General features: G+C 72.0%; 26 protein-coding genes. 12 read left to right on the plus strand and 14 right to left on the minus strand.

What is annotated here, in order from left to right; genetic code table 11:
• Positions 1 to 70 precede the first annotated feature (70 nt).
• Positions 71 to 1,282: a sialidase family protein gene (locus CW362_RS22440; protein ID WP_103551313.1), complete on the plus strand. Its 1,212-nt coding sequence runs from the start codon at positions 71 to 73 to the stop codon at positions 1,280 to 1,282.
• A 1-nt stretch (position 1,283) separates the two neighbouring features.
• Here the strand turns inward: CW362_RS22440 and CW362_RS22445 are convergent, their stop codons facing one another.
• From CW362_RS22445 to CW362_RS22465, 5 genes are read right to left on the minus strand one after another with little or no spacing between them, the layout of a single operon-like run.
• Positions 1,284 to 2,219: a dihydrodipicolinate synthase family protein gene (locus CW362_RS22445; protein ID WP_103551314.1), complete on the minus strand. Its 936-nt coding sequence runs from the start codon at positions 2,217 to 2,219 to the stop codon at positions 1,284 to 1,286.
• Entirely contained in the window at positions 2,216 to 3,310 is a 1,095-nt protein-coding gene (locus tag CW362_RS22450; protein WP_103551315.1) for an oligopeptide/dipeptide ABC transporter ATP-binding protein, read from the minus strand. Before CW362_RS22450 ends, CW362_RS22445 begins: the two co-directional genes overlap by 4 nt.
• Entirely contained in the window at positions 3,307 to 5,283 is a 1,977-nt protein-coding gene (locus tag CW362_RS22455) for a dipeptide/oligopeptide/nickel ABC transporter permease/ATP-binding protein (RefSeq protein WP_103551316.1), read from the minus strand. Before CW362_RS22455 ends, CW362_RS22450 begins: the two co-directional genes overlap by 4 nt.
• Complete coding sequence (locus CW362_RS22460) at positions 5,280 to 6,242, minus strand: ABC transporter permease (RefSeq protein WP_103551317.1); 963 nt, start codon at positions 6,240 to 6,242, stop codon at positions 5,280 to 5,282. The genes CW362_RS22455 and CW362_RS22460 overlap by 4 nt, the downstream gene beginning before the upstream one ends.
• Positions 6,243 to 6,261: 19 nt before the next feature.
• Complete coding sequence (locus CW362_RS22465) at positions 6,262 to 7,890, minus strand: ABC transporter substrate-binding protein (RefSeq protein ID WP_103551318.1); 1,629 nt, start codon at positions 7,888 to 7,890, stop codon at positions 6,262 to 6,264.
• Positions 7,891 to 8,160: 270 nt separating this feature from the next.
• Here CW362_RS22465 and CW362_RS22470 point away from each other — a divergent pair, with 270 nt between their 5' ends.
• Together CW362_RS22470 and CW362_RS22475 are read left to right on the plus strand one after the other, a co-directional pair.
• Positions 8,161 to 8,901, plus strand: a complete 741-nt coding sequence (locus CW362_RS22470) for a FadR/GntR family transcriptional regulator (RefSeq protein ID WP_206301022.1) — start codon at positions 8,161 to 8,163, stop codon at positions 8,899 to 8,901.
• Positions 8,902 to 8,963: 62 nt separating this feature from the next.
• Positions 8,964 to 9,449, plus strand: a complete 486-nt coding sequence (locus CW362_RS22475; protein ID WP_103551319.1) for a protein-tyrosine phosphatase family protein — start codon at positions 8,964 to 8,966, stop codon at positions 9,447 to 9,449.
• Between the two features lie 16 nt (positions 9,450 to 9,465).
• On the opposite strand, the gene CW362_RS22480 is transcribed toward CW362_RS22475, so the two are convergent.
• Complete coding sequence (locus CW362_RS22480; RefSeq protein WP_103551320.1) at positions 9,466 to 10,038, minus strand: class I SAM-dependent methyltransferase; 573 nt, start codon at positions 10,036 to 10,038, stop codon at positions 9,466 to 9,468.
• 56 nt (positions 10,039 to 10,094) lie between these two features.
• Between CW362_RS22480 and CW362_RS22485 the strand changes: the two genes are divergently transcribed.
• The 3 genes from CW362_RS22485 to CW362_RS22495 all read left to right on the plus strand — a co-directional run bounded on the left by CW362_RS22485 (position 10,095) and on the right by CW362_RS22495 (position 13,020).
• Positions 10,095 to 10,853 carry an AraC family transcriptional regulator gene (locus tag CW362_RS22485; RefSeq protein ID WP_103551321.1) on the plus strand — a complete coding sequence of 253 codons (759 nt, stop codon included), beginning with the start codon at positions 10,095 to 10,097 and terminating at the stop codon, positions 10,851 to 10,853.
• A 125-nt stretch (positions 10,854 to 10,978) separates the two neighbouring features.
• Entirely contained in the window at positions 10,979 to 12,325 is a 1,347-nt protein-coding gene (locus tag CW362_RS22490) for a sensor histidine kinase (RefSeq protein WP_103551322.1), read from the plus strand.
• Positions 12,322 to 13,020, plus strand: coding sequence for a response regulator transcription factor (locus tag CW362_RS22495; protein WP_103551323.1), 699 nt, complete (start codon positions 12,322 to 12,324; stop codon positions 13,018 to 13,020). The genes CW362_RS22490 and CW362_RS22495 overlap by 4 nt, the downstream gene beginning before the upstream one ends.
• Before the next feature lie 9 nt (positions 13,021 to 13,029).
• Here CW362_RS22495 and CW362_RS22500 read toward each other — a convergent pair whose 3' ends face one another.
• Together CW362_RS22500 and CW362_RS22505 are read right to left on the minus strand one after the other, a co-directional pair.
• Entirely contained in the window at positions 13,030 to 13,224 is a 195-nt protein-coding gene (locus CW362_RS22500) for a DUF397 domain-containing protein (RefSeq protein ID WP_103551324.1), read from the minus strand.
• Complete coding sequence (locus CW362_RS22505; protein WP_103551325.1) at positions 13,206 to 14,039, minus strand: helix-turn-helix domain-containing protein; 834 nt, start codon at positions 14,037 to 14,039, stop codon at positions 13,206 to 13,208. The genes CW362_RS22500 and CW362_RS22505 overlap by 19 nt, the downstream gene beginning before the upstream one ends.
• Positions 14,040 to 14,268: 229 nt before the next feature.
• Between CW362_RS22505 and CW362_RS43815 the strand changes: the two genes are divergently transcribed.
• The 5 genes from CW362_RS43815 to CW362_RS22525 all read left to right on the plus strand — a co-directional run bounded on the left by CW362_RS43815 (position 14,269) and on the right by CW362_RS22525 (position 17,133).
• A complete protein-coding gene (locus CW362_RS43815) occupies positions 14,269 to 14,427 on the plus strand; it encodes a hypothetical protein (RefSeq protein WP_167455632.1) in 159 nt (52 codons plus the stop codon).
• Complete coding sequence (locus CW362_RS22510; protein ID WP_103551326.1) at positions 14,424 to 14,648, plus strand: hypothetical protein; 225 nt, start codon at positions 14,424 to 14,426, stop codon at positions 14,646 to 14,648. The genes CW362_RS43815 and CW362_RS22510 overlap by 4 nt, the downstream gene beginning before the upstream one ends.
• Positions 14,649 to 14,762: 114 nt before the next feature.
• On the plus strand, positions 14,763 to 15,509 hold the full coding sequence (recO, locus tag CW362_RS22515; RefSeq protein WP_103551327.1) for a DNA repair protein RecO: 747 nt from the start codon (positions 14,763 to 14,765) through the stop codon (positions 15,507 to 15,509).
• A gap of 134 nt (positions 15,510 to 15,643) precedes the next feature.
• Positions 15,644 to 16,489, plus strand: coding sequence for an isoprenyl transferase (locus tag CW362_RS22520; RefSeq protein WP_103551328.1), 846 nt, complete (start codon positions 15,644 to 15,646; stop codon positions 16,487 to 16,489).
• Between the two features lie 74 nt (positions 16,490 to 16,563).
• The gene (locus CW362_RS22525; RefSeq protein WP_103551329.1) at positions 16,564 to 17,133 is read left to right on the plus strand and encodes a YcxB family protein; all 570 of its coding nucleotides are present in this window, start codon (positions 16,564 to 16,566) and stop codon (positions 17,131 to 17,133) included.
• A 22-nt stretch (positions 17,134 to 17,155) separates the two neighbouring features.
• Here CW362_RS22525 and CW362_RS22530 read toward each other — a convergent pair whose 3' ends face one another.
• The 4 genes from CW362_RS22530 to CW362_RS22545 are packed head-to-tail and all read right to left on the minus strand — an operon-like array spanning position 17,156 to position 20,280.
• A complete protein-coding gene (locus CW362_RS22530; protein WP_103551330.1) occupies positions 17,156 to 17,572 on the minus strand; it encodes a Fur family transcriptional regulator in 417 nt (138 codons plus the stop codon).
• Between the two features lie 58 nt (positions 17,573 to 17,630).
• Positions 17,631 to 18,533 carry a metal ABC transporter permease gene (locus CW362_RS22535; protein WP_103551331.1) on the minus strand — a complete coding sequence of 301 codons (903 nt, stop codon included), beginning with the start codon at positions 18,531 to 18,533 and terminating at the stop codon, positions 17,631 to 17,633.
• Positions 18,533 to 19,318, minus strand: a complete 786-nt coding sequence (locus CW362_RS22540; protein WP_162684183.1) for a metal ABC transporter ATP-binding protein — start codon at positions 19,316 to 19,318, stop codon at positions 18,533 to 18,535. The genes CW362_RS22535 and CW362_RS22540 overlap by 1 nt, the downstream gene beginning before the upstream one ends.
• Positions 19,318 to 20,280 carry a metal ABC transporter substrate-binding protein gene (locus CW362_RS22545; protein ID WP_103551333.1) on the minus strand — a complete coding sequence of 321 codons (963 nt, stop codon included), beginning with the start codon at positions 20,278 to 20,280 and terminating at the stop codon, positions 19,318 to 19,320. Before CW362_RS22545 ends, CW362_RS22540 begins: the two co-directional genes overlap by 1 nt.
• 198 nt (positions 20,281 to 20,478) lie before the next feature.
• On the opposite strand from CW362_RS22545, the gene CW362_RS22550 reads away from it, so the two are divergent.
• A complete protein-coding gene (locus CW362_RS22550) occupies positions 20,479 to 21,861 on the plus strand; it encodes a glycine--tRNA ligase (RefSeq protein WP_103551334.1) in 1,383 nt (460 codons plus the stop codon).
• A gap of 100 nt (positions 21,862 to 21,961) precedes the next feature.
• Here CW362_RS22550 and CW362_RS44095 read toward each other — a convergent pair whose 3' ends face one another.
• Both CW362_RS44095 and CW362_RS22560 read right to left on the minus strand, forming a co-directional pair.
• Positions 21,962 to 22,594, minus strand: coding sequence for a Fic family protein (locus CW362_RS44095; RefSeq protein WP_206301020.1), 633 nt, complete (start codon positions 22,592 to 22,594; stop codon positions 21,962 to 21,964).
• Complete coding sequence (locus CW362_RS22560; RefSeq protein ID WP_240657972.1) at positions 22,578 to 23,396, minus strand: hypothetical protein; 819 nt, start codon at positions 23,394 to 23,396, stop codon at positions 22,578 to 22,580. Before CW362_RS22560 ends, CW362_RS44095 begins: the two co-directional genes overlap by 17 nt.
• Positions 23,397 to 23,429: the final 33 nt, after the last annotated feature.

A 23,429-nucleotide genomic window follows, 5' to 3' on the forward strand; every position in this document is an offset into this window, starting at 1 on the left:
GGTTCACCGGGACATCCCACGTCCCATGTCGTTCCGTGTCCGGCACAGTCGACGCAGTCCAGGGAGTGCCATGACCAGCACGAGCCGCACGCTCGCGTTCGCCGCCGCCACCGGACTCCTCACCGCCCTCGCCGTCACCGGCCCCGCCGCCTCGGCCGCGCCCCGGGGCGGCGGGGGCTGCGCCTCCTCCGTCCCGTACACCGCGGGCGAGGACGGCTACGACACCTACCGCATCCCGGCGACCGTCATGACCGCGGCCGGCACGCTGCTCGCCTTCGCCGAGGGGCGGCACAGCGGCGCGGGTGACACCGGCGACATCGACGTCGTCCTCAGACGCTCCTCCGACGGCGGCTGCACCTGGGGCCCGCTCACGGTCGTGGCGTCCGGGGACGGCGACACCCGGGGCAACCCGGCGCCGGTGGTGGACCCGAAGTCCGGCCGGATCGTCCTGCTCACGTCCTACAACAGCGGTGCGGTGACCGAGGCGCAGATCATGCGGGGCGAGGTCACGGCCGAGCAGAGCCGGCGCGTCTTCGTCCAGACCAGCCGGGACGACGGGCGGCACTTCACCGCCCCGCGGGACATCACGGACCGTACGAAGCTGCCGGGCTGGCGCTGGTACGCCACCGGCCCCGGCCACGCGATCGCGCTGCGCCACGGACCGCACGCGGGCCGTCTGGTCGTGCCCGCCAACCACTCCGCCGCCCCGCCCGCCGGATCCGCCGACACCGGCCAGGAGGCCAGGTACTACGGAGCGCACGCGCTCTACAGCGACGACGGCGGGCGCACCTGGCGGATCGGCTTCGTCGACGACTCCTACGACGGGACCGACAACGCCAACGAGAGCTCGGTGGCCGAACTCCCGGACGGGCGGCTCTACTTCTCCTCCCGGGACCAGAACGGCACGAGCACCGGCAACCGCCTCGACTCCTACTCCAGCGACGGTGCCGAGACCCTGGACCGCCCCTTCGCCGTCCAGCCCACCCTGGACGACGTCCCCGTCGTCCAGGGCAGCGTCCTCCAGCTCACCGGCCGCTCCGCCCCGCTCCTCTTCTCGGGCCCCTCCGTCCCCACCGTCCGTCGGTCCATGGCCGTCTGGCGCAGCACGACCGCCGGAGCGGACTTCACGAAGGCGGCCACCCTGTCCACGCGGCGGGCCGCCTACTCGGACCTCGTCCAGCTCGGCGCCTCCCGCGTCGGCGTCCTCTACGAGACCGGCGACGCGGGACCGTACGAGACCATCGAGTTCCGGCGGCTGCCGGTCGGCGGACTCCTGGAGTAGTTCAGAGCAGTCCCGCCGACGCCAGGTACTTGCCCACGCGTTCGACCTCGCCCGGCGACAGCGGCACCTGGGGTTCCGCCGTCGCGGGGCAGTCGATGACGCCCCGCAGGTGCAGCGCGGCCTTGAAGGCGCCGAGCGCCGAGGAACTGCCGCCCATCCGGGCCGGATCGCCGACGCCCACCAGGCCGAACAGCTCGCACAGCCGCTCCTGTTCGGCCCGAGCCCGCCGCCAGTCGCCCGCCGCGCACAGCTCGTACAGCCGGACGTAGCCCACCGGGTCCACGTTGGCCAGACCGGGGACCACGCCGTCGGCGCCGAGCGCCAGCGCCGCGTCGACGACCACCTCGGAGCCGGTGAGCGCGGTGAAACCGCGGACCCCGGGGCGGGTGCGGGCGCCGGTGACGACCGTCCGGAAGGAGCCGAGGTCGCCGCTGGAGTCCTTGAGGCCCGCGAGCACACCGTCGGCGGCGAGTTCCAGGACCAGTTCGGGGCCCAGCTTGCTGTGGACGGAGTCGGGCAGGTCGTAGGCGAACACGGGGAGCCCGGCGCGGGCGGCGACGAGACGGAAGTGGCGGGCGATCTCGGCGGGATGGGTGCGGGTGTAGAAGGGGGCCGTGACGACGATCGCGTCGGCGCCCGCGGCCCGGGCGGTGTGCGCGTGGTCCAGCACGCGGGGCGTCGTCATGTCGATCGTGCCGGCCAGGACGGGGAGCCGGCCGGCGACGTGCGCCACCGTCGTCTCCACCACGAGCCCGCGCTGCGCGTCCGTCAGATAGGCCACCTCGGACGTCGAGCCGAGGACGAACAGGCCGTGCACCCCGGCGTCCACCAGGTGGTCGATCAGCCGGGTGAGCGACGGGACGTCCACCTCGCGGTCCGGTGTCAGGGGCGTGCAGACGGGCGGTACGACACCGGTCAGCGGGGCGGGGAAGGTCATGAAGGCTCCCTGATGTGCTGCTGGGGCGGAACGTCGGCCGGGGCGGCGGCCCCGGCGGCGGACTCGGTGGCGGACTCGGCCTGCGCGACGAGGGCGCGCGTCGACCGGCCCTCCTCGACAGGATGGTGGCACCGGAAGCGGTGGCCGGGCGCCGACGCGGCCGTGAACTCCGGCATCCGGGTCGCGCACTCCTCGTCCGCCCGCCAGCACCGGGTGCGGAAGGGGCAGCCGCTCGGCGGGCGCGTCGCCGAGGGGACGGGCCCGGTCAGCGGGATCGGCTCGACCGGGTCCAGCAGGCTCGGGGTCGCCGAGAACAGCGCCCGGGTGTACGGGTGACGGGAACGGTCGGTGACCTCGCCGGCCGGGGACTCCTCGACGATCCGCCCGAGGTACATCGTGATCACCCGGTCGCTCATCCGGCGCACCGTCTGGATGTCGTGGGACACGAACACCAGGGCCAGGCCGAGGCGTTCCTTCAGGTCGAGCAGGAGATTGAGGATCTGGGCGCGCACCGACACGTCCAGCGCGCTCGTCGGCTCGTCGGCCACCACCAGGCCGGGGTCCAGGGCCAGGGCGCGGGCGATCGCCACCCGCTGGCGCTGGCCGCCGGAGAGCTGTCCGGGCAGCGCGTCCGCGAGCGCCCGGGGCAGGCCGACCAGCGACATCAGCTCCCGCACCCGGTCGGCGCGTTCCGCCGCGCTGCCGCGCCGGTGCACGTCCAGCGGGTCGCGCAGGATCCGGCGCACGGGCAGCCGGCGGTTCAGGGCCGTCGACGGGTCCTGGAAGATCATGCCCGTGCCGGAGCCGACGGCCGTGCGCCGCTCGTCCGGGCTCAGGGACCACAGGTCACGGCCGCCGAAGACCACCGTGCCGGACGTCGGCCGCTCCACCCCCACCAGCACCTTCGCGAGGGTCGACTTTCCGCAGCCCGACTCGCCGACGACCCCGATCGTCTCGCCGGGCGCGACGGCGAGGTCGGCGCCGGTCAGGGCGTACACCCGGTCCCGGGTGAACACCCCGCCGCTGCGCGCCTTGTGGACGACGTGCGCGTCGGAGAGCCGCACGAGCGCCTCCGCCGAGGATGTGCTCATGTCACGGCCTCGCTCTCCGTGGTCACCAGGTCGAGGGCCGGGTGGTGGCAGGCCGCCGTGTGCGTGGGTGTGCCGAGGAGGTCCGGTGCCGTCGTCCGGCACACCTCGTCGGCCATCGGGCACCGGTCGGCGAACCGGCAGCCGGCCGGGAAGTCGGCGGGGGAGGGGACGACGCCCCTGATCTGTGTCATGCGCTCCGCCGCCGACTCCAGGGACAGGACGCTGCCCAGCAGCCCGCGCGTGTAGTGGTGCGCCGGGGACTCCACCAGGTCCGCCGTCACCCCCGTCTCGACGATCTGCCCGCCGTACATCACGACCACCCGGTCGGTGACCGCCGAGACCAGCGCCAGGTCGTGCGAGACCAGGACCAGGGCGAAGTCCAGTTCCGCCCGCAGCCGCAGCAGCAGCTCCATGACCTGCGCCTGGACCGTCACGTCCAGGGCCGTCGTCGGTTCGTCCGCGACGATCAGCGCGGGTTCGCGCGACAGCGCCATCGCGATCAGGACGCGCTGGCGCTGGCCCCCGGACAGCTCGTGGGGGTAGCTGCGCAGGGTCCGCTCGGGATCGAGGCCGACCAGGGAGAGGAGTTCGGCCGCCGTACGCTTTCCGCCGCGCCGTGTCACCTGCCCCAGCTGCGCCCTGATCGTCATCGCCGGGTTCAGGGACGACAGCGCGTCCTGGTAGACCATCGCCATCTCGTGGCCCAGCAGCCGGCGCCGTACGCGCATCGGCTCGCCCACCAGCTGCCGCTGCCGGAACCGGACCTGGCCGCGCACCCGGGCGCCCTTCGGCTCCAGGCCCATCACCGTCAGGGCCGTCAGCGACTTCCCGCAGCCCGACTCGCCCACCAGGCCGAGCACCTCGCCGGGGTAGACCTCGAAGCTGATGCCGTCGACGATGTCCACCCCGCCGTGCCGGTCGTCGAAGCCGATGGCCAGCCGCTCGACGGCGAGCACCGGCTGCCCGCCCGTGACCGGCGGCCGGGCCCGTGCGCGCAGCCGGGCCGCGGCCCGCGCCAGACCGGGCAGTTCGACCACCGTGCCGCTGCCCGGCTCCGGGGCTTCGAGCCGGTCCCCGGCGGGCGGCACGGACACCTCGCGGGCGGCCGGCGCGGCCCAGGCGTCGGAGACGCCCTCGGAGAGGACGTTCAGCGACAGCACGGTGAGCAGCATCAGCAGGCCCGGGAAGACGGTGGCCCACCAGCCGCCGGTCAGCACCATGTTCTTGCCGTCGGCGATGACGCTGCCCCAGGACGGGTCCGGGGGCCGTACGCCCGCGCCGATGAAGGACAGCGAGGCCTCGAACACGATCGCCTCGGCGACCTGCACGGTGCAGAACACCAGCACCGGGGCCGCGCAGTTGACGGCCACGTGCCGCAGCACGATGTGCGGGGTGCGGGCGCCGATCACCTGCTCGGCGGTGACGTAGTCCTCGCCGTACTGGGAGAGGACGTTCGCCCGGACGACCCGGGCGACGGGCGGGGTGAACAGGAACGCGATCGCGCAGATCAGGACGGTGATCCCGCCGCCGAACACGGCGACGAGCACGGCGGCGAGCGCGATGCCGGGGAACGCCATCACCACGTCGAGAGCGCGCATCAGCGTCTCGTCGACCGCCTTGCGCGAGGTCGCGGCGATCGCGCCGAGCAGCGCGCCCACGACCAGCGCGAGGGCGGTGGCGCCGAGACCGATGGCCAGGGACCAGCGCGCCCCGTACATCAGCCGGCTGAGGATGTCCCGGCCGAGGCTGTCCTGCCCCATCCAGTGGTCCGCCGACGGGTGTCCGGTGCCGTCCGTCTGCGGCTGCTGGTCGAGCGGGTCGTGCGGGGCGAGCAGCGGGGCGAACAGCGCCGTCACCAGGACCACGGCCAGGAAGCAGACCGCGATCCTCGACAGCGACGGCAGCCTGCGCCAGCCGCGCAGCCGGACACCGGGCCGGGCGAGGGCACCGGCCAGACCCTTCCGCGTGATCATCGGGTCGCTTCCCTCAGTCGTGGGTTGACCAGCAGGTACAGGATGTCGATGACGAGGTTCACGACCACGAAGCCGAAGGCGGTGGTCAGGACGACGCCCTGCACGACGGCCGGATCCCCGTTCTGCACGGCGTCGATCATCAGCTTGCCCATGCCGGGCAGCGAGAAGATCGTCTCGATGACGACCGCCCCGCCCAGCAGATAGCCCACGCGCAGGCCCAGCACGGTGAGCGGGTTCATCAGGGCGTTGCGCAGGACGTTGCGGCCGACGACCACCCGGGGCGGCAGCCCGCTGCCGATCGCCGTGCGCACGTAGTCCTTGTCGAGCTCCTCGACCACGGAGGTCCGCACGATCCGGGTGAGCTGGGCCGCGACCGGCAGGGAGAGCGCGAGCGCGGGCAGCGCCATGGTCTTCAGCCAGCCGGACGGCGAGTCCGCCGGGTTGACGTAGCCGCCGGTCGGGAACCAGCCGCGGTCGACGGCCAGGTACTGGATCATCAGCAGGGCCAGCCAGAAGCCCGGTGCGGCGACCCCGGTCAGGGACACCACCCGGATGATCTGGTCGGGCAGCCGGTCGCGGTGGATCGCGGCGGTGACCCCGCCGACGAGCGCCAGCACCACCGCGATGCCGAGCCCCAGGAAGGTGAGCTGGAGGGTGAGCGGCAGTGCGGTGGTGACCTGTTCGACGACCGGCGCCCGGGTGAGCGCGCTGGTTCCCATGTCGCCGTGCAGCAGGTCGGCCACGAAGTGGAAGTAGCGCACGGGCAGCGGATCGAGCAGTCCGTTGCGCTCCCTGAAGTCGTGCAGCTGCCCGGGAGTCGGGTTGGCGCCCTGGAAGAACGCGGACGCCGGGTCGACGTCCGAGAACCGCATCACCAGGAACACGAACAGGACGATCCCGAGCATCAGCGGTACGAGCAGCGCGACGCGGCGCAGCAGGATCCTGACGACGGTGACCACGTACGGACTCTCCCGTCGCCTAGACCCACTTGGCCTGGAGCAGGTTGATGCCCGGATAGGGCTGGGGCCTTATCCCCGCGAGCCGGCGCGGGTTCCACGCCGTCATCAGCTCGTTGTGCACGACCGGGTAGAGCACGGCCTGTTCGGCGACGACGTCGATGTAGTCCTGGATCATCGTCTTCTTCTTGTCGGCGTCCGGTTCCCGCGTCGCCCGGTCCATGTCCTTGAAGAGCTGCTTGGCGACGGAGCTGTCGGCCCAGCGGGCGTAGCCCATCCAGAGGTTCTGGGGGCCGTAGTTGTAGTGCATGATCAGGTCGGCGTCGAGGCCGAACTGGTTGGGGTTCGAGGCGGCGGCGACGACCTGGTAGTCCTGCTTCTGGTCCATCTTGGTGAACACGGCCGTGGTCTCCTGCGGGGACAGGGTCGTCTCCACGCCGATCGCGTCCCAGGACGCCTTGATCGTCGGCAGGCAGTCGACGATCCAGCTCACGTTCACCGACAGGATCTCGATGCTCAGCTTCTCGACCCCGGCGGCCTTCAGGAGCTTCTTCGCCTTCTCCGGGTCGTAGGAGTAGACGGTCTTCGCGGGCCGGTAGGTGGGGTTGGCCTCGTTGAGGAAGGAGGCCGACGGCTTCCCGTGTCCCTTGAGCGCGACCTCGACCATCTTGTCGGTGTCGATGGCGTAGTGCAGCGCCTGCCGGACGCGGACGTCGTCGAACGGCTTGTGCTTGGTGTTGAACATCAGGAACAGGTTGTTCATGCCCGCCCCGCCCTGGACGGTCATGCCGCCCTCGCGGAGCCGCGCGATGTTGGCGTACGGGATGTTGTCGGCGATCTGGGCCCCGGCGCTCGCCCCGGAGATCTTCGCGACGCGGGGCGCGGCGTCCACTATGGTCAGCCAGTTCATCTTCTTGAAGGCGGCCCTGCGCGGCCCGTTGTAGGCGGTGAACGCCTCGAACGTCGTGTTGGACTTCGGGTGGTGCGCGGTCTGCCGGTAGGGGCCCGAACCGATCGCCTTGCCCTTGATCGCGTCGTCCCAGGCACCCGGCTGCGAGAAGACGTGCTTGGGCATGATCTTCGCCAGGGTGAGCCGGGAGACCCCTTCGGGGAAGGGGAACTTGAGGACCAGCTCGACGTTCCGCGCGTCGATCTTGCGTACTTCTTTCAGCCAGGGGGCGAAGAAGCCCTTGGCGAGCGTCTGGGTCTTCGGGCCGAGGATGCGGTCGAAGACGAAGACCACGTCGTCGGCGGTGACCGGCTTCCCGTCGTGGAACGTGGCACCGGCGCGCAGGGTGAACTTCCAGGACGTGCCGGTGAGGTCGGCGGGCACCTGGGTGGCGAGCGCCGCGTAGGGCTCGCGGGAGATCGGGTCGGTGTCGAGCAGACCCTCGTAGATGTGGTTGTTGGCGGCCATGCAGAAGGCGGACGCGGTCTGGGTCGGGTCCCAGCTGCCGTCGTTCCCGTAGCCGATCACGGCGGTCAGCGTGGCGTTCGCACCGCTGCCCGAACCACCGGTGTCGTTGGTCGACTCCGGCCCGGACGAGCAGGCGCCGAGCGTCGAGGAGAGGGCGGCGGCCGCGCCCAGGGCCCCGGTGTACTTCAGGAACGACCGGCGGTGCGGCGCCGGAGCGGGGTTCACGTCGCGCACGGTTCCTCCAGCAAGGAGTGGTCCAGTTGAACGGTCCGGTGAGGCGGTGGAGCGGTCGGTGCGGCCGGCCCGGGAAGCAGGAGATACGACGTCCTACGTCATGGGGGGCAGCGCGACCATAGGAAAGGGCGCGGAGGGGGTCAAGGGCCCGCACACGAATGGCGTATCTTCCACAGGTGCGACCAATGACGGTATGAAACAGGGGTAGTTGGCCGAACTTGGCGTTTAATCAGCCCGGAGGTGGGACGTCCGATGTCCAGCGAGCGTACGATGCGGCGCATGCCTGAGGAGACCGGGAACCGGCGCCGGCCCGAGCGCCGGGTGAGCAGTCAGATCCAGCGCGAGGTCATGCAGCTGATCCTCGACCAGGGGCTCCCGGCCGGTGCGCCGCTGCCCACCGAGACCGAGCTGATGAACGATCTCGGGGTGAGCCGCAATTCGGTCCGCGAGGCGCTCAAGGCACTCCAGGCGCTCGACATAGTCGAGATCCGGCACGGCTACGGCACCTATGTGGGTGAGGCGTCGATGACCCCGTTCGTCGACGGGCTGACCTTCCGCACGCTCGCCCGTCCGGACGACCCGACCGGGGCACTGGCCGAGATCCTCCAGGTCCGCGAGGTGCTGGAGGAGGGCCTGATAAGCCGGGTGGCCGAGGTGCTGACCGAGGAGGAGCTGGACCGGCTGGAAGCGGTCGTCACGGAGATGGAGGAGGCAGGCGACGACGGCCGCCCCTTCCCCGAACTCGACATCCAGTTCCACGAGTTGCTGTACGCCTCGCTCGGCAACCCGCTCGTTCCCCAGCTCCTCGGCGCGTTCTGGACCGTCTTCAGGCGGGTCGCCGCGGTGCGCGGCTGGACCGACGACGTCACTCCGGAGGTGACGGCCCGCCGCCACCGCGACATCCTCACCGCCCTGCGGGTCCGGGACGTCGAGGGCGCCCGGCGCGCGATGGCCGACCACTTCCGGGGCATCGAGGCACGCGCCGCCCAGGGCGCCCACGGCGTGAGCTGAAGCGGCCCCCTTCCCGGGCCCGCTCTCCTCCGGGGTCCGCCCCCGCGCCCTAGGCTGGACCCATGGCCGACACACGACCCGACTCCCCGCCCGGCTCCCGGGCCGACGGCGGCACCTGGGACGCGGACGGTGCCGGGGTGCTGTCACTGCCCTCCGGTCGGCTGATCCGGGGCAGGGCGCTGCGCCGGCCGCTTCCGGCGGGCGGGGGCCCCGAGCCCACGTACGCCGTCCACCTCCTCGGCAAGGAGCCGCCCCCGGTCCCCTGGGAGGCCCACTGGCTGCGCTGGCCGGACTTCCGGCTGCCCGCCGACCGGGCGAGGGCCTGCGCCGTGCTCACGGAAGCCTGGCGACGGGCCGCGGGCGAACGCGTCGAGATCGCCTGCTACGGCGGGCGGGGCCGCACCGGCACGGCCCTGGCCTGCGTCGCCGTCCTCGACGGCGTACCGCCCGGGGAGGCGGTGGCGTACGTACGCGAGCACTACGACCGGCACGCGGTGGAGACGCCCTGGCAGCGCGCGTACGTACGACGCTTCGGCGCACCGGGCTGATCCGGATGGCGCGCCCCTAGGGGCGCGTCGCCCGGAAGCGGAGGATGTTTCCCTTCGGGTGCACGTCGACGGAGACGTCCGTGAAGCCGGCCGCGCCCAGCCGCCCGGGGAGTTCCACCGGGTCGACGGTGTTCATCGTGTCGCGCACGTGCAGCAGCCGGAAGCCCAGGCTCGGCAGGCTGTCGCTGCCCGCGAAGACGCCGCCCGGCCGCAGCACCCTCGACGCCTCCGCGAAGATACGGTCCTGCCGGTCGGCGGTGGGCACGTGGTGCAGCATCGTGAAGCAGACGACGGAGTCGAACGAGGCGTCCGGCAGCGGCAGCTCCGCGCCGTCCGCGTGCAGGACGCGGGCCCGCCCGCCCCACCGCCCGGTCAGGAGCCGCGCGGTGTCCGCGTCGATCTCGGCGACGGTCAGACGCTCCACGGACTCGACCAGGACGCGCAGGTTGGCGCCGTAGCCGGGCCCGATCTCCAGCACGTCGTCGCCCAGGTCCACGTTCCTCAGGGCCCAGGGCAGGATGCGGTCCCTGGTGGTGCGCGCCCAGCCTTCTGAGCTACAGAGTCTGCGGTGTGCTCGGTTCATCGGCATGCCGTCGACGCTAGGGGCGGGGCCCGGCCGTCCGCCACGGGCTACGCTGCCGACCCATGTCGCGAAACGGACAGAGCCCAGCCGGCACGGCCGTCTTCGTGGGGCACTTCACCATGCCCCGGGGCACCGCCTTCGCCACGCACACCCATCCCGTCCACCAACTGGCAGTACCCGTAAGGGGATTGCTGCGGGTGAGCAGCGAACGGGGGTCCTGGCTGCTGCCGCCGTCCCTCGCCCTGTGGATCCCGGCCGGGCTGCCGCACCTCACGGAGGCCGCGGGCGACGCGTTCATGCACAGTGCCTACATCGACCCCGCGCGCTGCCCGCGGATCACCTGGACGGAGCCGACGGCCGTGGCGGTCGGCCCCCTCCAGGCCGCCCTCGTCGAACACTTGGCGGGACTCGGCCTCCCCGACGAACACCGCTCCCGGGCCGAGGCCGTGCTCCTGGACGTCCTGACCCCCGTCCCCGTCACGAGCGTCGCCGTGCGCGCGCCCCGGGACCCCCGGGCCCGGGCCGTCGCCGACGCGCTGAGCGCCGATCCGGCCGACAGTCGCCCGATGTCCGCCTGGGGTGCCGAAGTCGGCGCCGGGGAAAGGACGTTGGCGCGGATCTTCGTGGCCGAGACGGGCCTGCCCTTCGGCCAGTGGCGCGAACGGCTGCGCATGCAGGCCGCGATGCCGCTCCTCGCCGACGGCCTGGCCCTGGAGGCCGTCGCCCGCCGCACCGGATACGCCTCCGCCAGCTCCTTCGTGGCCGCCTTCCACCGCGTGGTGGGCGTCACGCCCCGCCAGTACTTCCCGGCCCGGAGCTGAACACCCATCACCTGAAGATCCCTCACCAGTGTTGTGATCGACGTGAGTTGACGCAGGTGTGTCGACCACGGTCGTACGTCCCCGGTCCGATGCCCCGGCCGCGCCGCCTGCCTACGATCGGGCACATGCATGTCACGCCGTCGCTGCCCTCGCTCAGACGTGTTCCGCCCGGTGCCTGGGTGGCCCTGGCCTGGTGCGCCAGCACCGTGTTCACGTTCCTCGCGCGGATCCGGCTGCCCGGCCAGAACGGGCCGAACGAACTGGCCGCCGCCCAGTTCTACCGCTGGGACGGGATGCTGTTCCTGACCGTGGCGTGCGTCCTGGCCCTGGCCGGCAGCGCCTGGCTCGGACGTCGGCCCCGCACCGCCCTGGCCCTGTTGCTCGCGGCGGGCGCCCTGCTCACCACCAACCTCGCCGTCGGAGCGATCCAGCTCGCCCAGTACCTGGCCGTCGACGTCGCCCTCTACTTCATCGCGGCCACCCGCCCCCGCCGCACCGGAGCCGTCGGACTCGCCATGGCGCTCGCCGTCCTGGTCGCCTGGCTGTCGGTACGGCTCCTGCGGGGCTGGGGCATCGACACCCTCGTCGAGCTGACCGTGGCGCTGACCGTCGTCGTCTCCTGGCTCCTCGGCGACGCCACCCACCGCACCCGTGTCCACGCCGAGCAACTGCGGACCCGGGCGGCGGGCCAGGCCGTCATCGACGAACGTCTGCGCATCGCCCGCGAGATGCACGACATGGTCGCCCACAGCATCGGCATCATCGCCCTCCAGGCGGGCGCGGCGGCCCGGGTCGTGCACACCCAGCCGGACGCCGCCCGCGAGGCGATGACGGCGGTCGAGACGGCCGGCCGCGAGACCCTCGCCGGGCTGCGCCGCATGCTCGTCGCGCTGCGTGAGGCGGACCACGGGGACCAGGAGGCCCGGACGGACGGCCCGGGTGACGGCGGTGACGGCGGTGACGTGGACCCGCGGGACCGGTCCCGGGAACACGGCTCCGCGGGGACGGCCCTTCCCGCCGTGCCCGGCGAGGGCGGGGCAGGCGCCGCGCGGGCCGTTCCGCCGAGCCCGGCCGAGGGGCTGGCCGACCTCGACCGGCTGGCCGCCGCGGCGACCGCGGCCGGGGTCCGCGTGGACATCCACTGGACCGGCGAACGGCGCCGGCTCCCGCCGGACATCGACCTGTCCGCGTTCCGGATCGTGCAGGAGTCCGTCACCAACGTCCTGCGGCACGCGGCGACGACCGTCTGCCGGGTGACCGTCGACCACCGTGACACGGAGGTCGCGGTCGAGATCACCGACGACGGCAGGGGCAGGGGCAGTGGCACGGACACGGGGTTCGGTCTCATCGGCATGCGTGAGCGGGCCGCCCTGCTGCACGGCGAGTTCACCGCGGGCCCGCGCCCCGAGGGCGGGTTCCGGGTGAGCGCCCGCCTCCCGCTCCCGGCCACGGGCGGGGCGGGCGCCCGATGACGGTGCGCGTGGTCCTCGCCGACGACCAGCAGCTCATCCGCACGGCCCTGCGCATGGTCATCGCCGACATCGAGGACATCGAGGTGGTGGGCGAGGCGGAGAACGGCGAGGAGGCGGTGGCGCTCGCCGGGGAACTGCGCCCCGACGTCGTCGTCATGGACATCCGCATGCCCGGCATGAACGGCATCGAGGCGACCCGCCGGATCACGGCGGACACCTCCGCGCCGACGAGCCCGACGCGGATCCTCGTCCTCACCACTTTCGACGACGACGATTACGTGTACGGGGCGCTGCGTGCCGGCGCCTCCGGGTTCCTGGTCAAGGACACGGGCCTGGACGACATCATCACGGCGGTGCGCGTGGTGGCGGCCGGGGACGCCCTCATCGCCCCCGGCATCACCCGTCGGCTCATCCAGGACTTCACCGCCGCCCGCCCCGAACCGGTGGGCACACGGTCCGGGTTGAAGGGCGTCACGGACCGCGAGCGCGAGGTCCTGACGCTGGTCGGCAGCGGGCTGTCCAACACGGAGATCGCCGAGCGGCTCTTCATCAGCGTGGCCACGGCGAAGACGTACCTCACCCGGCTGCTCTCGAAGCTGGACGCCAGGGACCGGGTCCAGTTGGTGATCATCGCCTACGAGGCGGGGCTGGTGTCGGTGAACCGGGCCGCGCGGACCCGTGACGCGGCCCGGTGACGCGGAGGTTCAGCCCGTGACGCCGGCGACGAACGCGGTCCAGGCGTCCGCGCCGATCAGGAGCACGGGGCCGTCCGGCAGCTTGCTGTCCCGGACGGGGACGGCGCCGGGGACTCCGTCGGCGACTTCGAGGCAGTTGCCGCCCTCGCCGTTGCTGTGACTGCTCTTGCGCCAGCGGGCGTTGCTCAGGTCATGGGCGCGCATCGTCTGAAGTCCTCCGCCGCCGCCTCGATCAGGGCAAGGGACGCCTCGGGCGACAGCGCGACGGCCCTGAGCAGATCGTAGGTGTGCTGCGCACGCTTCACCACAGCCGGATCGTCGACGAGCGTTCCCGAGAAGGACGTCTCCGTATAGGCGGTCGGCGGAGCGTCCTCGAACTCCATGAGCCGGAGGTCCCCGGTCATGAGCGCGTGTGCCCCGGCCGAGTACGGGATCACCTGCACGGCGGCCTTCCGCTCCCGCACCACACCCGCGAGGTGGCCGAGCTGCCCGGACATCGTCGCCGCCCCGCCGACCGGGATGCGCAGCACGTTCTCGTGCAGCACCGCCCAGTACAGGGGTCTTGTAGCGTCGGCGAGGACATGGGCCCGCTCCAGCCGGGCGGCCACCTTCTCCTCCACGTACTCGTCCGTCGCGAAGGGATTGGCGGCCAGCGTCACCGCCCGCGCGTACCCCGCCGTCTGCAAAAGACCCGGTACCAGCGCGGGCGCGAACTCCGCGATCTTCGTCGCCGTCCGCTCCAGTTCGACGACCGCCGCGAAATACCCCGCGTACCGCTTGTCGTCGATGAGTTTGTGCCACATCCGCTCGAAGAAACCGTCGCTCCGCAGCAGTGCGTCGATGCGCTGCGCCACGTCCAACTGGGGCTTTCGGATGGCCTGTTCGAACTGGCCGATGTAGCCCCCGGAGACGAAAACCCGAGCCCCCAGTTCCACTTGCGTGAAACCTGCATCCTCCCTACGTCGTTTCAGTTCTGAACCGAAAAACTCCCAGGCTGCCTGCCGCGAACCGTTGGCCATGGGCCAACCCTCCTGCGCTGCACCACGCTTGTAGCGGACGGGACCCTGCCGATTTTAGATGCGGAGCGTCACCATGAAGATGCGAAGCGTGAAATCGGCGGATCGGTGGGGCAGGGTGAAGGAAGAACACGCACGAGCACACGTACCGGCGCAAGGACGATCCCACGTACACGCGCCGCCCGGCGGGCGGCGGGACTCGGCGCACCGCGTCGAAGAGGCGGAGGAAGCTGTGCAGGATTTACGGACGGCGCTCGCGCGGGCCGGAATCACGTTGCCGTCCCTGCGGATCGACCTGGCGAGCGTGGCACGCGACACACCTTGTCCGCTGATCGTCCTGGGCGGCTGCTCCGTCGAGGTCGCCGCCCGGCTCGCGGCGGCCCTGCGATGAGGGCGGCGGCGCCGCCGACCGGCTCCTGCGCGGTCGACACCCGCACGGGCAGGATCGGTGTGGTCATGGGACACGAGGGGCCGTACGTGCAGCTGAGGCCGCTCGGCGGCGGCAGGGAGTGGGACTGCCTGCCGGAAGCCGTCCGGCAGGCCACCACGGCGGAGCGGATCGGCGCGGCGACCGCGTACGTCAACGCGCGCAGCCGCGGCGAGGTGCTGTGAGGCGCCGGGGCGCCCTCGGGGCGCGGTGGGCGCGGGTGCCCCGAAGGCGGCCCCCGGACGCGATGTGACCCGTCCCGGGCCGGGGTGCGCGCGCGGTAGGCGAGAATGGGCCGTATGAGTCTGTTCCGCGACGACGGCATCGTGCTGCGCACCCAGAAGCTGGGTGAGGCGGACCGGATCATCACGCTGCTCACGCGCGGTCACGGCCGCGTACGGGCGGTGGCGCGCGGGGTCCGCCGGACGAAGTCGAAGTTCGGGGCCCGCCTCGAACCCTTCTCCCACGTGGACGTGCAGTTCTTCGCGCGGGGCGGCGAGCTGATCGGCCGCGGGCTGCCCCTGTGCACCCAGAGCGAGACGATCGCTCCGTACGGTGGCGGGATCGTCACCGACTACGCCCGCTACACCGCGGGCACCGCGATGCTGGAGACCGCCGAGCGGTTCACCGACCACGAGGGGGAGCCGGCGGTCCAGCAGTACCTGCTGCTGGTCGGCGGGCTGCGCACCCTCGCCCGCGGCGAGCACGAACCGCACCTGGTCCTCGACGCCTTCCTGCTGCGTTCCCTCGCGGTCAACGGCTACGCGCCGAGCTTCAGCGACTGTGCCAAATGCGGCATGCCGGGACCCAACCGCTTCTTCTCGGTCGGAGCGGGAGGAACCGTATGCGCCGACTGCCGGGTGCCCGGCAGCGTCGTACCCTCGCCTCAGGCCCTCGAACTCCTCGGCGCGCTGCTCACGGGAGACTGGGAGACCGCGGACGCGTGCGAGCCGCGGCACGTCCGGGAGGGCAGCGGGCTGGTGTCGGCCTATCTGCACTGGCACCTGGAGCGCGGACTGCGTTCCCTGCGGTACGTGGAGAAGTAGGCGCCGTCCGGGCGGGTCCGGGCGGCGGGAGCGCACGCGCGCGGCACGAGCGCGCGAGAACAGCAAAGAACAGCAAGCAGAGCGAGACGAGCGCCCGGCGCACGCGAGCACGCAATGAGGGAGACGAGAAGCACATGGTGGTACGCGGGATCCTGGGCGGCCGGCGCCGTGAGTACAAGGCGCCGGAGCCGCACCCCTCCGGTGCCCGCGCGCCCAAACTCCCCGGCGAGCTCGTCCCGGACCACGTGGCGATCGTCATGGACGGGAACGGCCGCTGGGCCAAGGAGCGCGGGCTGCCGCGCACCGAGGGGCACAAGGTCGGTGCCGAGCGCGTGCTCGACGTGCTCCAGGGCGCGGTCGAGATCGGCGTCGGCAGCATCTCCCTGTACGCCTTCTCCACGGAGAACTGGAAGCGCTCGCCCGACGAGGTGCGCTTCCTCATGAACTTCAACCGCGACTTCATCCGCAAGACCCGCGACACCCTCGACGAACTCGGCATCCGGGTGCGCTGGGTGGGCCGGATGCCCAAGCTGTGGAAGTCGGTCGCCAAGGAGCTCCAGATCGCCCAGGAGCAGACCAAGGGCAACGACGCGCTCACGCTGTACTTCTGCATGAACTACGGCGGCCGCGCCGAGATCGCCGACGCGGCCCAGGCCATGGCCGAGGACGTGAAGGCGGGCCGGCTCGACCCGTCGAAGGTCAACGAGAAGACCCTCTCGAAGTACATGTACTACCCGGACATGCCGGACGTGGACCTGTTCCTGCGCCCGAGCGGCGAGCAGCGCACCTCGAACTACCTGATCTGGCAGAGCGCGTACGCCGAGATGGTCTTCCAGGACGTGCTGTGGCCCGACTTCGACCGGCGTGACCTGTGGCGGGCCTGCGTCGAGTACGCCCAGCGCGACCGCCGCTTCGGCGGTGCCGTCCCGAACGAGCAACTGCTCGCGATGGAGAAGGCCATGCGGGGCGACGGCTCCTAACACCCGCCGCCCGCAGGGTTGTTCGAATCCGGCGTTACGATCACGGCTCATCACCACCGAACTGGGGAGGGGCCGTGGTCGAGGACCAGGGCGCTGCGCAGCAGCAGGAATTGTCCGGGGAGCAGCCGCAGGGGCCCGGAGCGGACGTCGTCGAGCTGGAGTACCGGCCGACCGTCGCGGATCTGTCATCGGCGCTGAGAGCGCGTCGAGGCGTCAGCAAGGCGGGCAGAAGACAGTTCTGGGTACTGGGGGGCGCGGCGGTCCTGGTCGCCCTGGAGGCCGCGCTGAAGCTGGCCGGCCAGGACGCGTCCACGCTTCCCGTGATCTGGCTCGTCGTCTTCGGGGCGCTCCTCGTGCTGTCGCCGTGGCTTCAGGCCCGCCAGTTCCAGCGCCTCGCGGAGCGCCAGGGCACGTTCCGGGTGACCGTCACGGAGGCCGGGCTGACGGTGGCCACGGACAACTCCACCACGGCGCTCAACTGGGTGGCGCAGCCCCGCTACCGGGAGACGAAGGACGCCTTCGTCATGATCAGCCCCGACAAGAACGCCGTCGGGTTCACCATGCTGCCCAAGCGCGCCGTGCGCACCCCCGGGGACGTCGACAGGCTGCGGGCGATCCTCGACCGCAACCTGACCCGCGTCTGAGCGTCCCCGCCCGCGCGGGGGATCAGTCGTTCGCCGCCGCGCACTCCGCGCACGTGCCGAAGATCTCCACGGTGTGGGCCACGTTCACGTAGCCGTGCTCGGCCGCGATGGCCTCCGCCCACTTCTCCACCGCGGGGCCCTCCACCTCCACGGCCTTGCCGCAGACGCGGCAGACGAGGTGGTGGTGGTGCTCGCCGCTGGAGCAGCGCCGGTAGACGGACTCGCCCTCCGAGGTGCGCAGGACGTCGACCTCGCCCGCGTCGGCGAGGGACTGGAGCGTGCGGTAGACGGTGGTGAGCCCGACCGAGTCGCCCTTGTGCTTGAGCATGTCGTGCAGCTCCTGCGCGCTGCGGAACTCGGTCACCTCGTCGAGTGCCGCCGCCACGGCGGCACGCTGCCGGGTGGAGCGGCCCCGGACGGGCGATCCAGCGGTTGTCACCGTTGCCTCCTCGCGTCTGCCCTTGCCCGGCCATTGTGCCAGTCCGGGCGGTGCGCGGTCAGACGCCGACGGTGCTCTCCGGGCCGCGGGTGGCCGGAATCGCGCACTCCGCGGGATCCCCGGCGGCCTGTGCCGCGGCCAGCGCCCGTGCCCGGCGCCGGGCCAGCGGCGAGGCCAGCGCCGTCAGCGCGATGAACGCGCCGATCGTCAGCAGCACGATCGTCGAGCCGGGCGGCACGTCCTGGTAGAACGACGTCACCGTGCCGCCGATCGTCACGCTCACGCCGATCGCCACCGCGACGGCGAAGGTCGCCGCGAAGCTCCGGGTGAGCTGCTGGGCCGCCGCCACCGGCACCACCATCAGCGCGCTCACCAGCAGCAGGCCGACCACCCGCATCGCGACGGTGACCGTGACCGCCGCCGTGACCGCCGTCAGCAGGTTCAGGGCCCGCACCGGCAGACCGGTCACCCGGGCGAACTCCTCGTCCTGGCTGACCGCGAACAACTGCCGGCGCAGCCCCAGGGTGACCGCCATGACGAAGGCGGCCAGCAGGGAGATCGCCGTCACGTCGGACTCGCTCACCGTCGACAGCGAGCCGAAGAGGTACGAGGTCAGGTTGGCGTTCGAGCCGCCCGGCGCGAGGTTGATGAACATCACGCCGCCCGCCATGCCCCCGTAGAAGAGCATGGCCAGCGCGATGTCGCCGCGGGTCTTCCCGTACCAGCGGATCAGCTCCATGAGCACGGCGCCCAGCACGGACACGGCCGTCGCCATCCACACCGGTGAGGTGGACAGCAGGAAGCCGAGGCCGACGCCCGTCATCGCCACGTGGCCGATGCCGTCGCCCATCAGGGCCTGACGGCGCTGGACCAGGTAGACGCCGACGGAGGGCGCGATGACGCCCACCAGGACGGCGGCGAGCAGGGCCCGCTGCATGAAGGCGTAGTCGAGGATGTCCATCAGCTGAGCAGTCCCGTCCGGAGGGGTTCGGCGTCGTGCGCCGCGTGCGGGTGTACGTGGTCGTGGCCGGGCAGCGCGTGCTGGCCGACCGCTCTCGGGGGCGGGCCGTCGTGCAGGACGCAGCCGTCCCGCAGGACGACCGCGCGGTCGATCAGCGGCTCCAGGGGGCCCAGTTCGTGCAGGACGAGCAGCACGGACGTGCCCTGGGCGACCTGGCCGCGCAGGGTCTCGGCCAGCACCTCCTGGCTGGCCAGGTCCACGCCCGCCATCGGTTCGTCCATGATCAGCAGTTCGGGTTCGGAGGCCAGCGCGCGGGCGATGAGGACCCGCTGGTGCTGTCCGCCCGACAGGGCGTTCACGGAGTCCTTGGCGCGGTCGGCCATCCCGACGAGCTCCAGGGCCCGTCGTACGGCCGCGTGGTCGGCCTTGCGCAGGATGCCGAAGCGGGCGCGGGACAGCCGTCCCGAGGCGACGATCTCGGTGACCGTCGCCGGCACACCGCCCGCGGCCGTGGTCCGCTGCGGGACGTAGCCGACCCGGTGCCAGTCGCGGAAGCGGCGGCGCGGGACGCCGAAGATCTCGATCTCGCCGGCGCTGACGGCCACCTGGCCGATGATGCCCCGCACGGCGGTCGACTTGCCGGAGCCGTTGGCCCCGAGCAGCGCGACGACCTCCCCGCGGCGCACCGTGAGGTCCACGCCGCGCAGGACCGGGCGCGAACCCAGCTCCGCCCGGACACCGCGCAGGGACACGACCGACTCGTTCACGACGTCCTCCACAGTGATCACTTCGTTCCCAGAGCGGTCCGGAGGGCCTTCAGGTTCGACCGCATGACCTGCATGTAGTCGTCGCCCCTGGACTTGTCGGTGATGCCCTCGAGGGGGTCGAGGACGTCCGTCCGCAGCCCCACGTCCCGGGCGATGGTGCCGGCGGTCCGGTCGCTGACGAGCGTCTCGTAGAACACCGTCGTGACACCGTCGGCCTTCGCCAGGTTCTCCAGGGCCCTCACCCGGTTGACGCTGGGTTCCGACTCGGGGTCGAGGCCGTTGACGGCCTCCTCGGTGAGCCCGTAGCGCTCGGCGAGGTAGCCGAACGCGGCGTGGGTGGTGATGAAGGTCTTGGTCCTCGTGTTCGCCAGACCCTCGCGGAAGTCCTCGTCCAGCGCGGTGAACTTCTTCAGCAGCGCCGCCGTGTTCCTGCCGTAGTCCGCGGCGTGCTTCGGGTCGGCCTTCTTCAGCGCGGCCGACACGCCCTCGGCCACCTGGGCGAAGCGCACGGGGTCGAGCCAGACGTGCGGGTCGGCGGCGCCGGCCTCCTCGCCGTGGTCGTGGTCGTGCGCGGCCGCGTGTCCGCCGACCTCGTTGCCGTGCTTCTCCAGCGTCGTCAGCGAGGCCGCGTCGACCTTGGTCCGCACCCCGGACTGGGCGACCGCGTCGTCGACGGCCGGCTGGAGGTTCTTGATGTAGAACACCGCGTCGGCCTCCTGGAGCCGCGCGGTCTGGCGGGCGCTGATCTCCAGGTCGTGCGGCTCCTGGCCGGGCCGGGTCAGGTTCGTGACGCTCACGTGCGTCCCGCCGATCTCCTCGACGAGGTACTGGAGCGGGTAGAACGACGCGACCACGTCGAGTCCGCCGTGGCCGCGGGCGTCGGCCGCGGCGGAGCCCGAGCAGGCCGTGAGGGTGCCGAGGCCGAGGGCGCAGGCAGCCACGGCCGCGACCCCGGGTATGAGGCGTCGTCGTACGTTCATGACAGTCATTTTCAACAAACTTGGAAACGATTGTCAACAAGCCCTCGTGCGGGGTGCCCGCAGACCCCCCGGCAACGGGTATCAAGCGGATTCAATCGGCAGGAAGCGGGCCACGGCGGGAACCGATTTGATGCGGGGGTGGCCGACGCCGGTAACCTGAATCATTCGCTGCCGTCCGTTCGTAATGAAGAGAGCACCGTGGCCGCCGACAAGATCGATTCCATCGTCAGCCTGAGCAAGCGCCGTGGCTTCGTTTTCCCCTGTAGTGAGATCTACGGCGGACAGCGTGCCGCCTGGGACTACGGCCCGCTCGGCGTCGAGCTCAAGGAGAACCTGAAGCGCCAGTGGTGGCGCTACATGGTCACGTCGCGCGAGGACGTGGTCGGTCTCGACTCGTCCGTGATCCTGGCCCCCGAGGTGTGGGTCGCCTCCGGTCACGTCGCCACCTTCACGGACCCGCTGACCGAGTGCACCTCGTGCCACAAGCGGTTCCGCGCCGACCACCTGGAGGAGCAGTACGAGGCCAAGCACGGCCGCCTCCCGGAGAACGGCCTCGCCGACCTCAACTGCCCGCACTGTGGCAACAAGGGCACCTTCACCGAGCCCAAGCAGTTCTCGGGCCTGCTCTCCACCCACCTCGGCCCGACCCAGGACAGCGGCTCCGTCGCCTACCTGCGCCCCGAGACCGCCCAGGGCATCTTCACCAACTTCGCCCAGGTGCAGGTCGCCTCGCGCAAGAAGCCGCCGTTCGGCATCGCCCAGATGGGCAAGTCCTTCCGCAACGAGATCACGCCCGGCAACTTCATCTTCCGCACCCGCGAGTTCGAGCAGATGGAGATGGAGTTCTTCGTCAAGCCGGGCGAGGACGAGCAGTGGCAGGAGTACTGGATGCAGCAGCGCTGGAACTGGTACACCGGTCTCGGCCTGCGCGAGGAGAACATGCGGTGGTACGAGCACCCGAAGGAGAAGCTCTCCCACTACTCCAAGCGCACCGCCGACATCGAGTACCGCTTCCAGTTCGGCGGCAACGAGTGGGGTGAGCTGGAGGGCGTCGCCAACCGCACCGACTACGACCTCGGCGCGCACTCCAAGGCCTCCGGCCAGGACCTCTCCTTCTTCGACCAGGAAGCCGGAGAGCGCTGGACCCCGTACGTCATCGAGCCCGCCGCCGGTGTCGGCCGCGCCATGCTCGCCTTCCTCCTCGACGCCTACGTCGAGGACGAGGCCCCGAACGCCAAGGGCAAGCTGGAGAAGCGCACGGTGCTGCGCCTCGACCACCGCCTCGCCCCGGTGAAGGTCGCGGTCCTGCCGCTGTCCCGCAACGCGGACCTGTCCCCGAAGGCCAAGGGTCTCGCCGCGGCGCTGCGCCAGCACTGGAACATCGAGTTCGACGACGCCGGCGCCATCGGCCGCCGCTACCGCCGTCAGGACGAGATCGGCACGCCGTTCTGCGTCACCGTCGACTTCGACACCCTCGACGACAACGCCGTCACGGTGCGCGAGCGCGACTCGATGAAGCAGGAGCGCGTCTCGCTCGACCAGATCGAGGGCTACCTGGCCGCCCGTCTCGTCGGCTGCTGACCCACGCGTCCACGAAGCCCCCGGTTCCCGCGCAGGGAGCCGGGGGCTTCGCGCCGTTCAGGGCCGTGGCGCGTGCGTGCGGGTCCCGGCGGACCGCCGTTCACCGGTGGCCGGACGCCGGTGCGGGGCGGCGGCGGTCGAGCACGCCGATGAGCGCGGCCAGATCGGCGGCGCCCCCGGGGTCGTCGGCGTAACGGGTCGTCTGGAGTGGGCCGACCTCCGGGAGGACGACGCCCTCACGGGCCAGGACGTGCACCAGGGTCAGCAGGGCCGCGCGGGCGTTGCCGTCGTCGAAGGGGTGGAAGAACGCCACGTCGAGATACGCGCGCGCGGCACGGCCCGCGAGCGGCACGTCCGGGTCGGCCGCCTCGCGCAGACAGGCGGCGAAGTCGGCCCGGGTCCGCGGGGTCAGACCGTAGCGCTCGCGTCCGCCCTTCGCGTGGGCGTCCCCCGTGCGGAACGGCACGTCCGGCACCCCGAGGACCTCGCGCTGCCAGCCGGCCAGCAGGGCGAAGCCGAGCGGGGCGCGGCGCCCGGCGTCGGCGAGGGCCAGGCCGTGGGCGCGCAGCAGACGTTCGGCGCGGACGGGGTCGCGCCGGTGGACGGGCCCCGCGCACCAGGCCCGGAAGCCGTCGGGCGCGGACGGATTCCGCCGCAGCTCCGGGGCCCCGTGCCAGTCGGCCTCGCGGCGCACCCGCAGCCAGACCGCGAGGCTGTCAGCGGCGGTTGTCATGGAAGTCCTCCAGGTCGGCCCGCTCGCGGTGGTCCCGGTAGGGGAGGTGGCCGGTGAGCTCGACGGCGAAGTCCTCCCCGACGGAGTCGAGCAGTGGGCGCGCGGGGGCGACCCAGCTCTCGAACCGGCCGCCGATCGTGGCCTCCACCACCCGGCCGGCCTCGTCCTGGTCCATTCCGGTGCTGGTGAGGAACCAGCGCAGGAGCCGGGCGGACTGCCCGGGCCAGGAGTCCGTGCCCGAGTCCAGCGCCACGGTCACCAGCCGTACGCACGCCCGTTCCAGATACCAGCTCCGGTCCTCGGGGGAGGCGTCCGGCGGCGGCGCCAGTTCCGCGAAGCGCCGGGCGAGCCACTCCAGCGACCTCCGCCAGTTCAGCAGCGCGGCCGACGCGCGGGCCGCGGTCGCTTCGGGGGTCGTGACCGCGGTGGACACGTGGCCCCAGCCGTTCACGTGCCCGCCGAACCCGAGGTCCCACCGCCACGCGAAGGCCCAACTGCCGTAGCGCTCCCGCACGACGGCGTCCACCTGCTCCTCGCACCACCACTCGCACTGCCACCGGCCCGCCGACCCGGAGAGCACGGGCGGCACCCAGGGGCGGATCAGCGCGTGGAGGCGGGCCTCCTCCTCGTCGTCCCAGACGAAGGGGTGCCGGGCCGGGTCGAGGTTGTTCCAGTCCTGCGTGGCCTCGAAGGAGACAGGGGGCACGAGGTTGCCGGGGAAGGGCAGGGTGTCTCGGTCGTACGTCAGTGTCCGGGCCCGTCTTTCGTCCGTCGCGACAAAGCCCCCAGTCTCGCTCCGCACGGCCGGAGCGGTCGAACGGTTTTCCGTGCCCCG

It is taken from the genome of Streptomyces populi, from assembly GCF_002911015.1.
Lineage (GTDB): Bacteria > Actinomycetota > Actinomycetes > Streptomycetales > Streptomycetaceae > Streptomyces > Streptomyces populi.

Coding starts and splice junctions, on each gene's coding strand:
- CW362_RS22495 (WP_103551323.1), top strand. CDS start 12,322: ATGACGGTGCGCGTGGTCCTCGCCGACGACCAGCAGCTCATCCGCACG.
- CW362_RS22445 (WP_103551314.1), bottom strand. CDS start 2,219: ATGACCTTCCCCGCCCCGCTGACCGGTGTCGTACCGCCCGTCTGCACG.
- CW362_RS22440 (WP_103551313.1), top strand. CDS start 71: ATGACCAGCACGAGCCGCACGCTCGCGTTCGCCGCCGCCACCGGACTC.
- CW362_RS22500 (WP_103551324.1), bottom strand. CDS start 13,224: ATGCGCGCCCATGACCTGAGCAACGCCCGCTGGCGCAAGAGCAGTCAC.
- CW362_RS22510 (WP_103551326.1), top strand. CDS start 14,424: ATGAGGGCGGCGGCGCCGCCGACCGGCTCCTGCGCGGTCGACACCCGC.
- CW362_RS22450 (WP_103551315.1), bottom strand. CDS start 3,310: ATGAGCACATCCTCGGCGGAGGCGCTCGTGCGGCTCTCCGACGCGCAC.
- CW362_RS22520 (WP_103551328.1), top strand. CDS start 15,644: ATGGTGGTACGCGGGATCCTGGGCGGCCGGCGCCGTGAGTACAAGGCG.
- recO (WP_103551327.1), top strand. CDS start 14,763: ATGAGTCTGTTCCGCGACGACGGCATCGTGCTGCGCACCCAGAAGCTG.
- CW362_RS22470 (WP_206301022.1), top strand. CDS start 8,161: ATGCGGCGCATGCCTGAGGAGACCGGGAACCGGCGCCGGCCCGAGCGC.
- CW362_RS22455 (WP_103551316.1), bottom strand. CDS start 5,283: ATGATCACGCGGAAGGGTCTGGCCGGTGCCCTCGCCCGGCCCGGTGTC.
- CW362_RS22475 (WP_103551319.1), top strand. CDS start 8,964: ATGGCCGACACACGACCCGACTCCCCGCCCGGCTCCCGGGCCGACGGC.
- CW362_RS22505 (WP_103551325.1), bottom strand. CDS start 14,039: ATGGCCAACGGTTCGCGGCAGGCAGCCTGGGAGTTTTTCGGTTCAGAA.
- CW362_RS22490 (WP_103551322.1), top strand. CDS start 10,979: ATGCATGTCACGCCGTCGCTGCCCTCGCTCAGACGTGTTCCGCCCGGT.
- CW362_RS22480 (WP_103551320.1), bottom strand. CDS start 10,038: ATGCCGATGAACCGAGCACACCGCAGACTCTGTAGCTCAGAAGGCTGG.
- CW362_RS22545 (WP_103551333.1), bottom strand. CDS start 20,280: ATGAACGTACGACGACGCCTCATACCCGGGGTCGCGGCCGTGGCTGCC.
- CW362_RS22485 (WP_103551321.1), top strand. CDS start 10,095: ATGTCGCGAAACGGACAGAGCCCAGCCGGCACGGCCGTCTTCGTGGGG.
- CW362_RS44095 (WP_206301020.1), bottom strand. CDS start 22,594: ATGACAACCGCCGCTGACAGCCTCGCGGTCTGGCTGCGGGTGCGCCGC.
- CW362_RS22535 (WP_103551331.1), bottom strand. CDS start 18,533: ATGGACATCCTCGACTACGCCTTCATGCAGCGGGCCCTGCTCGCCGCC.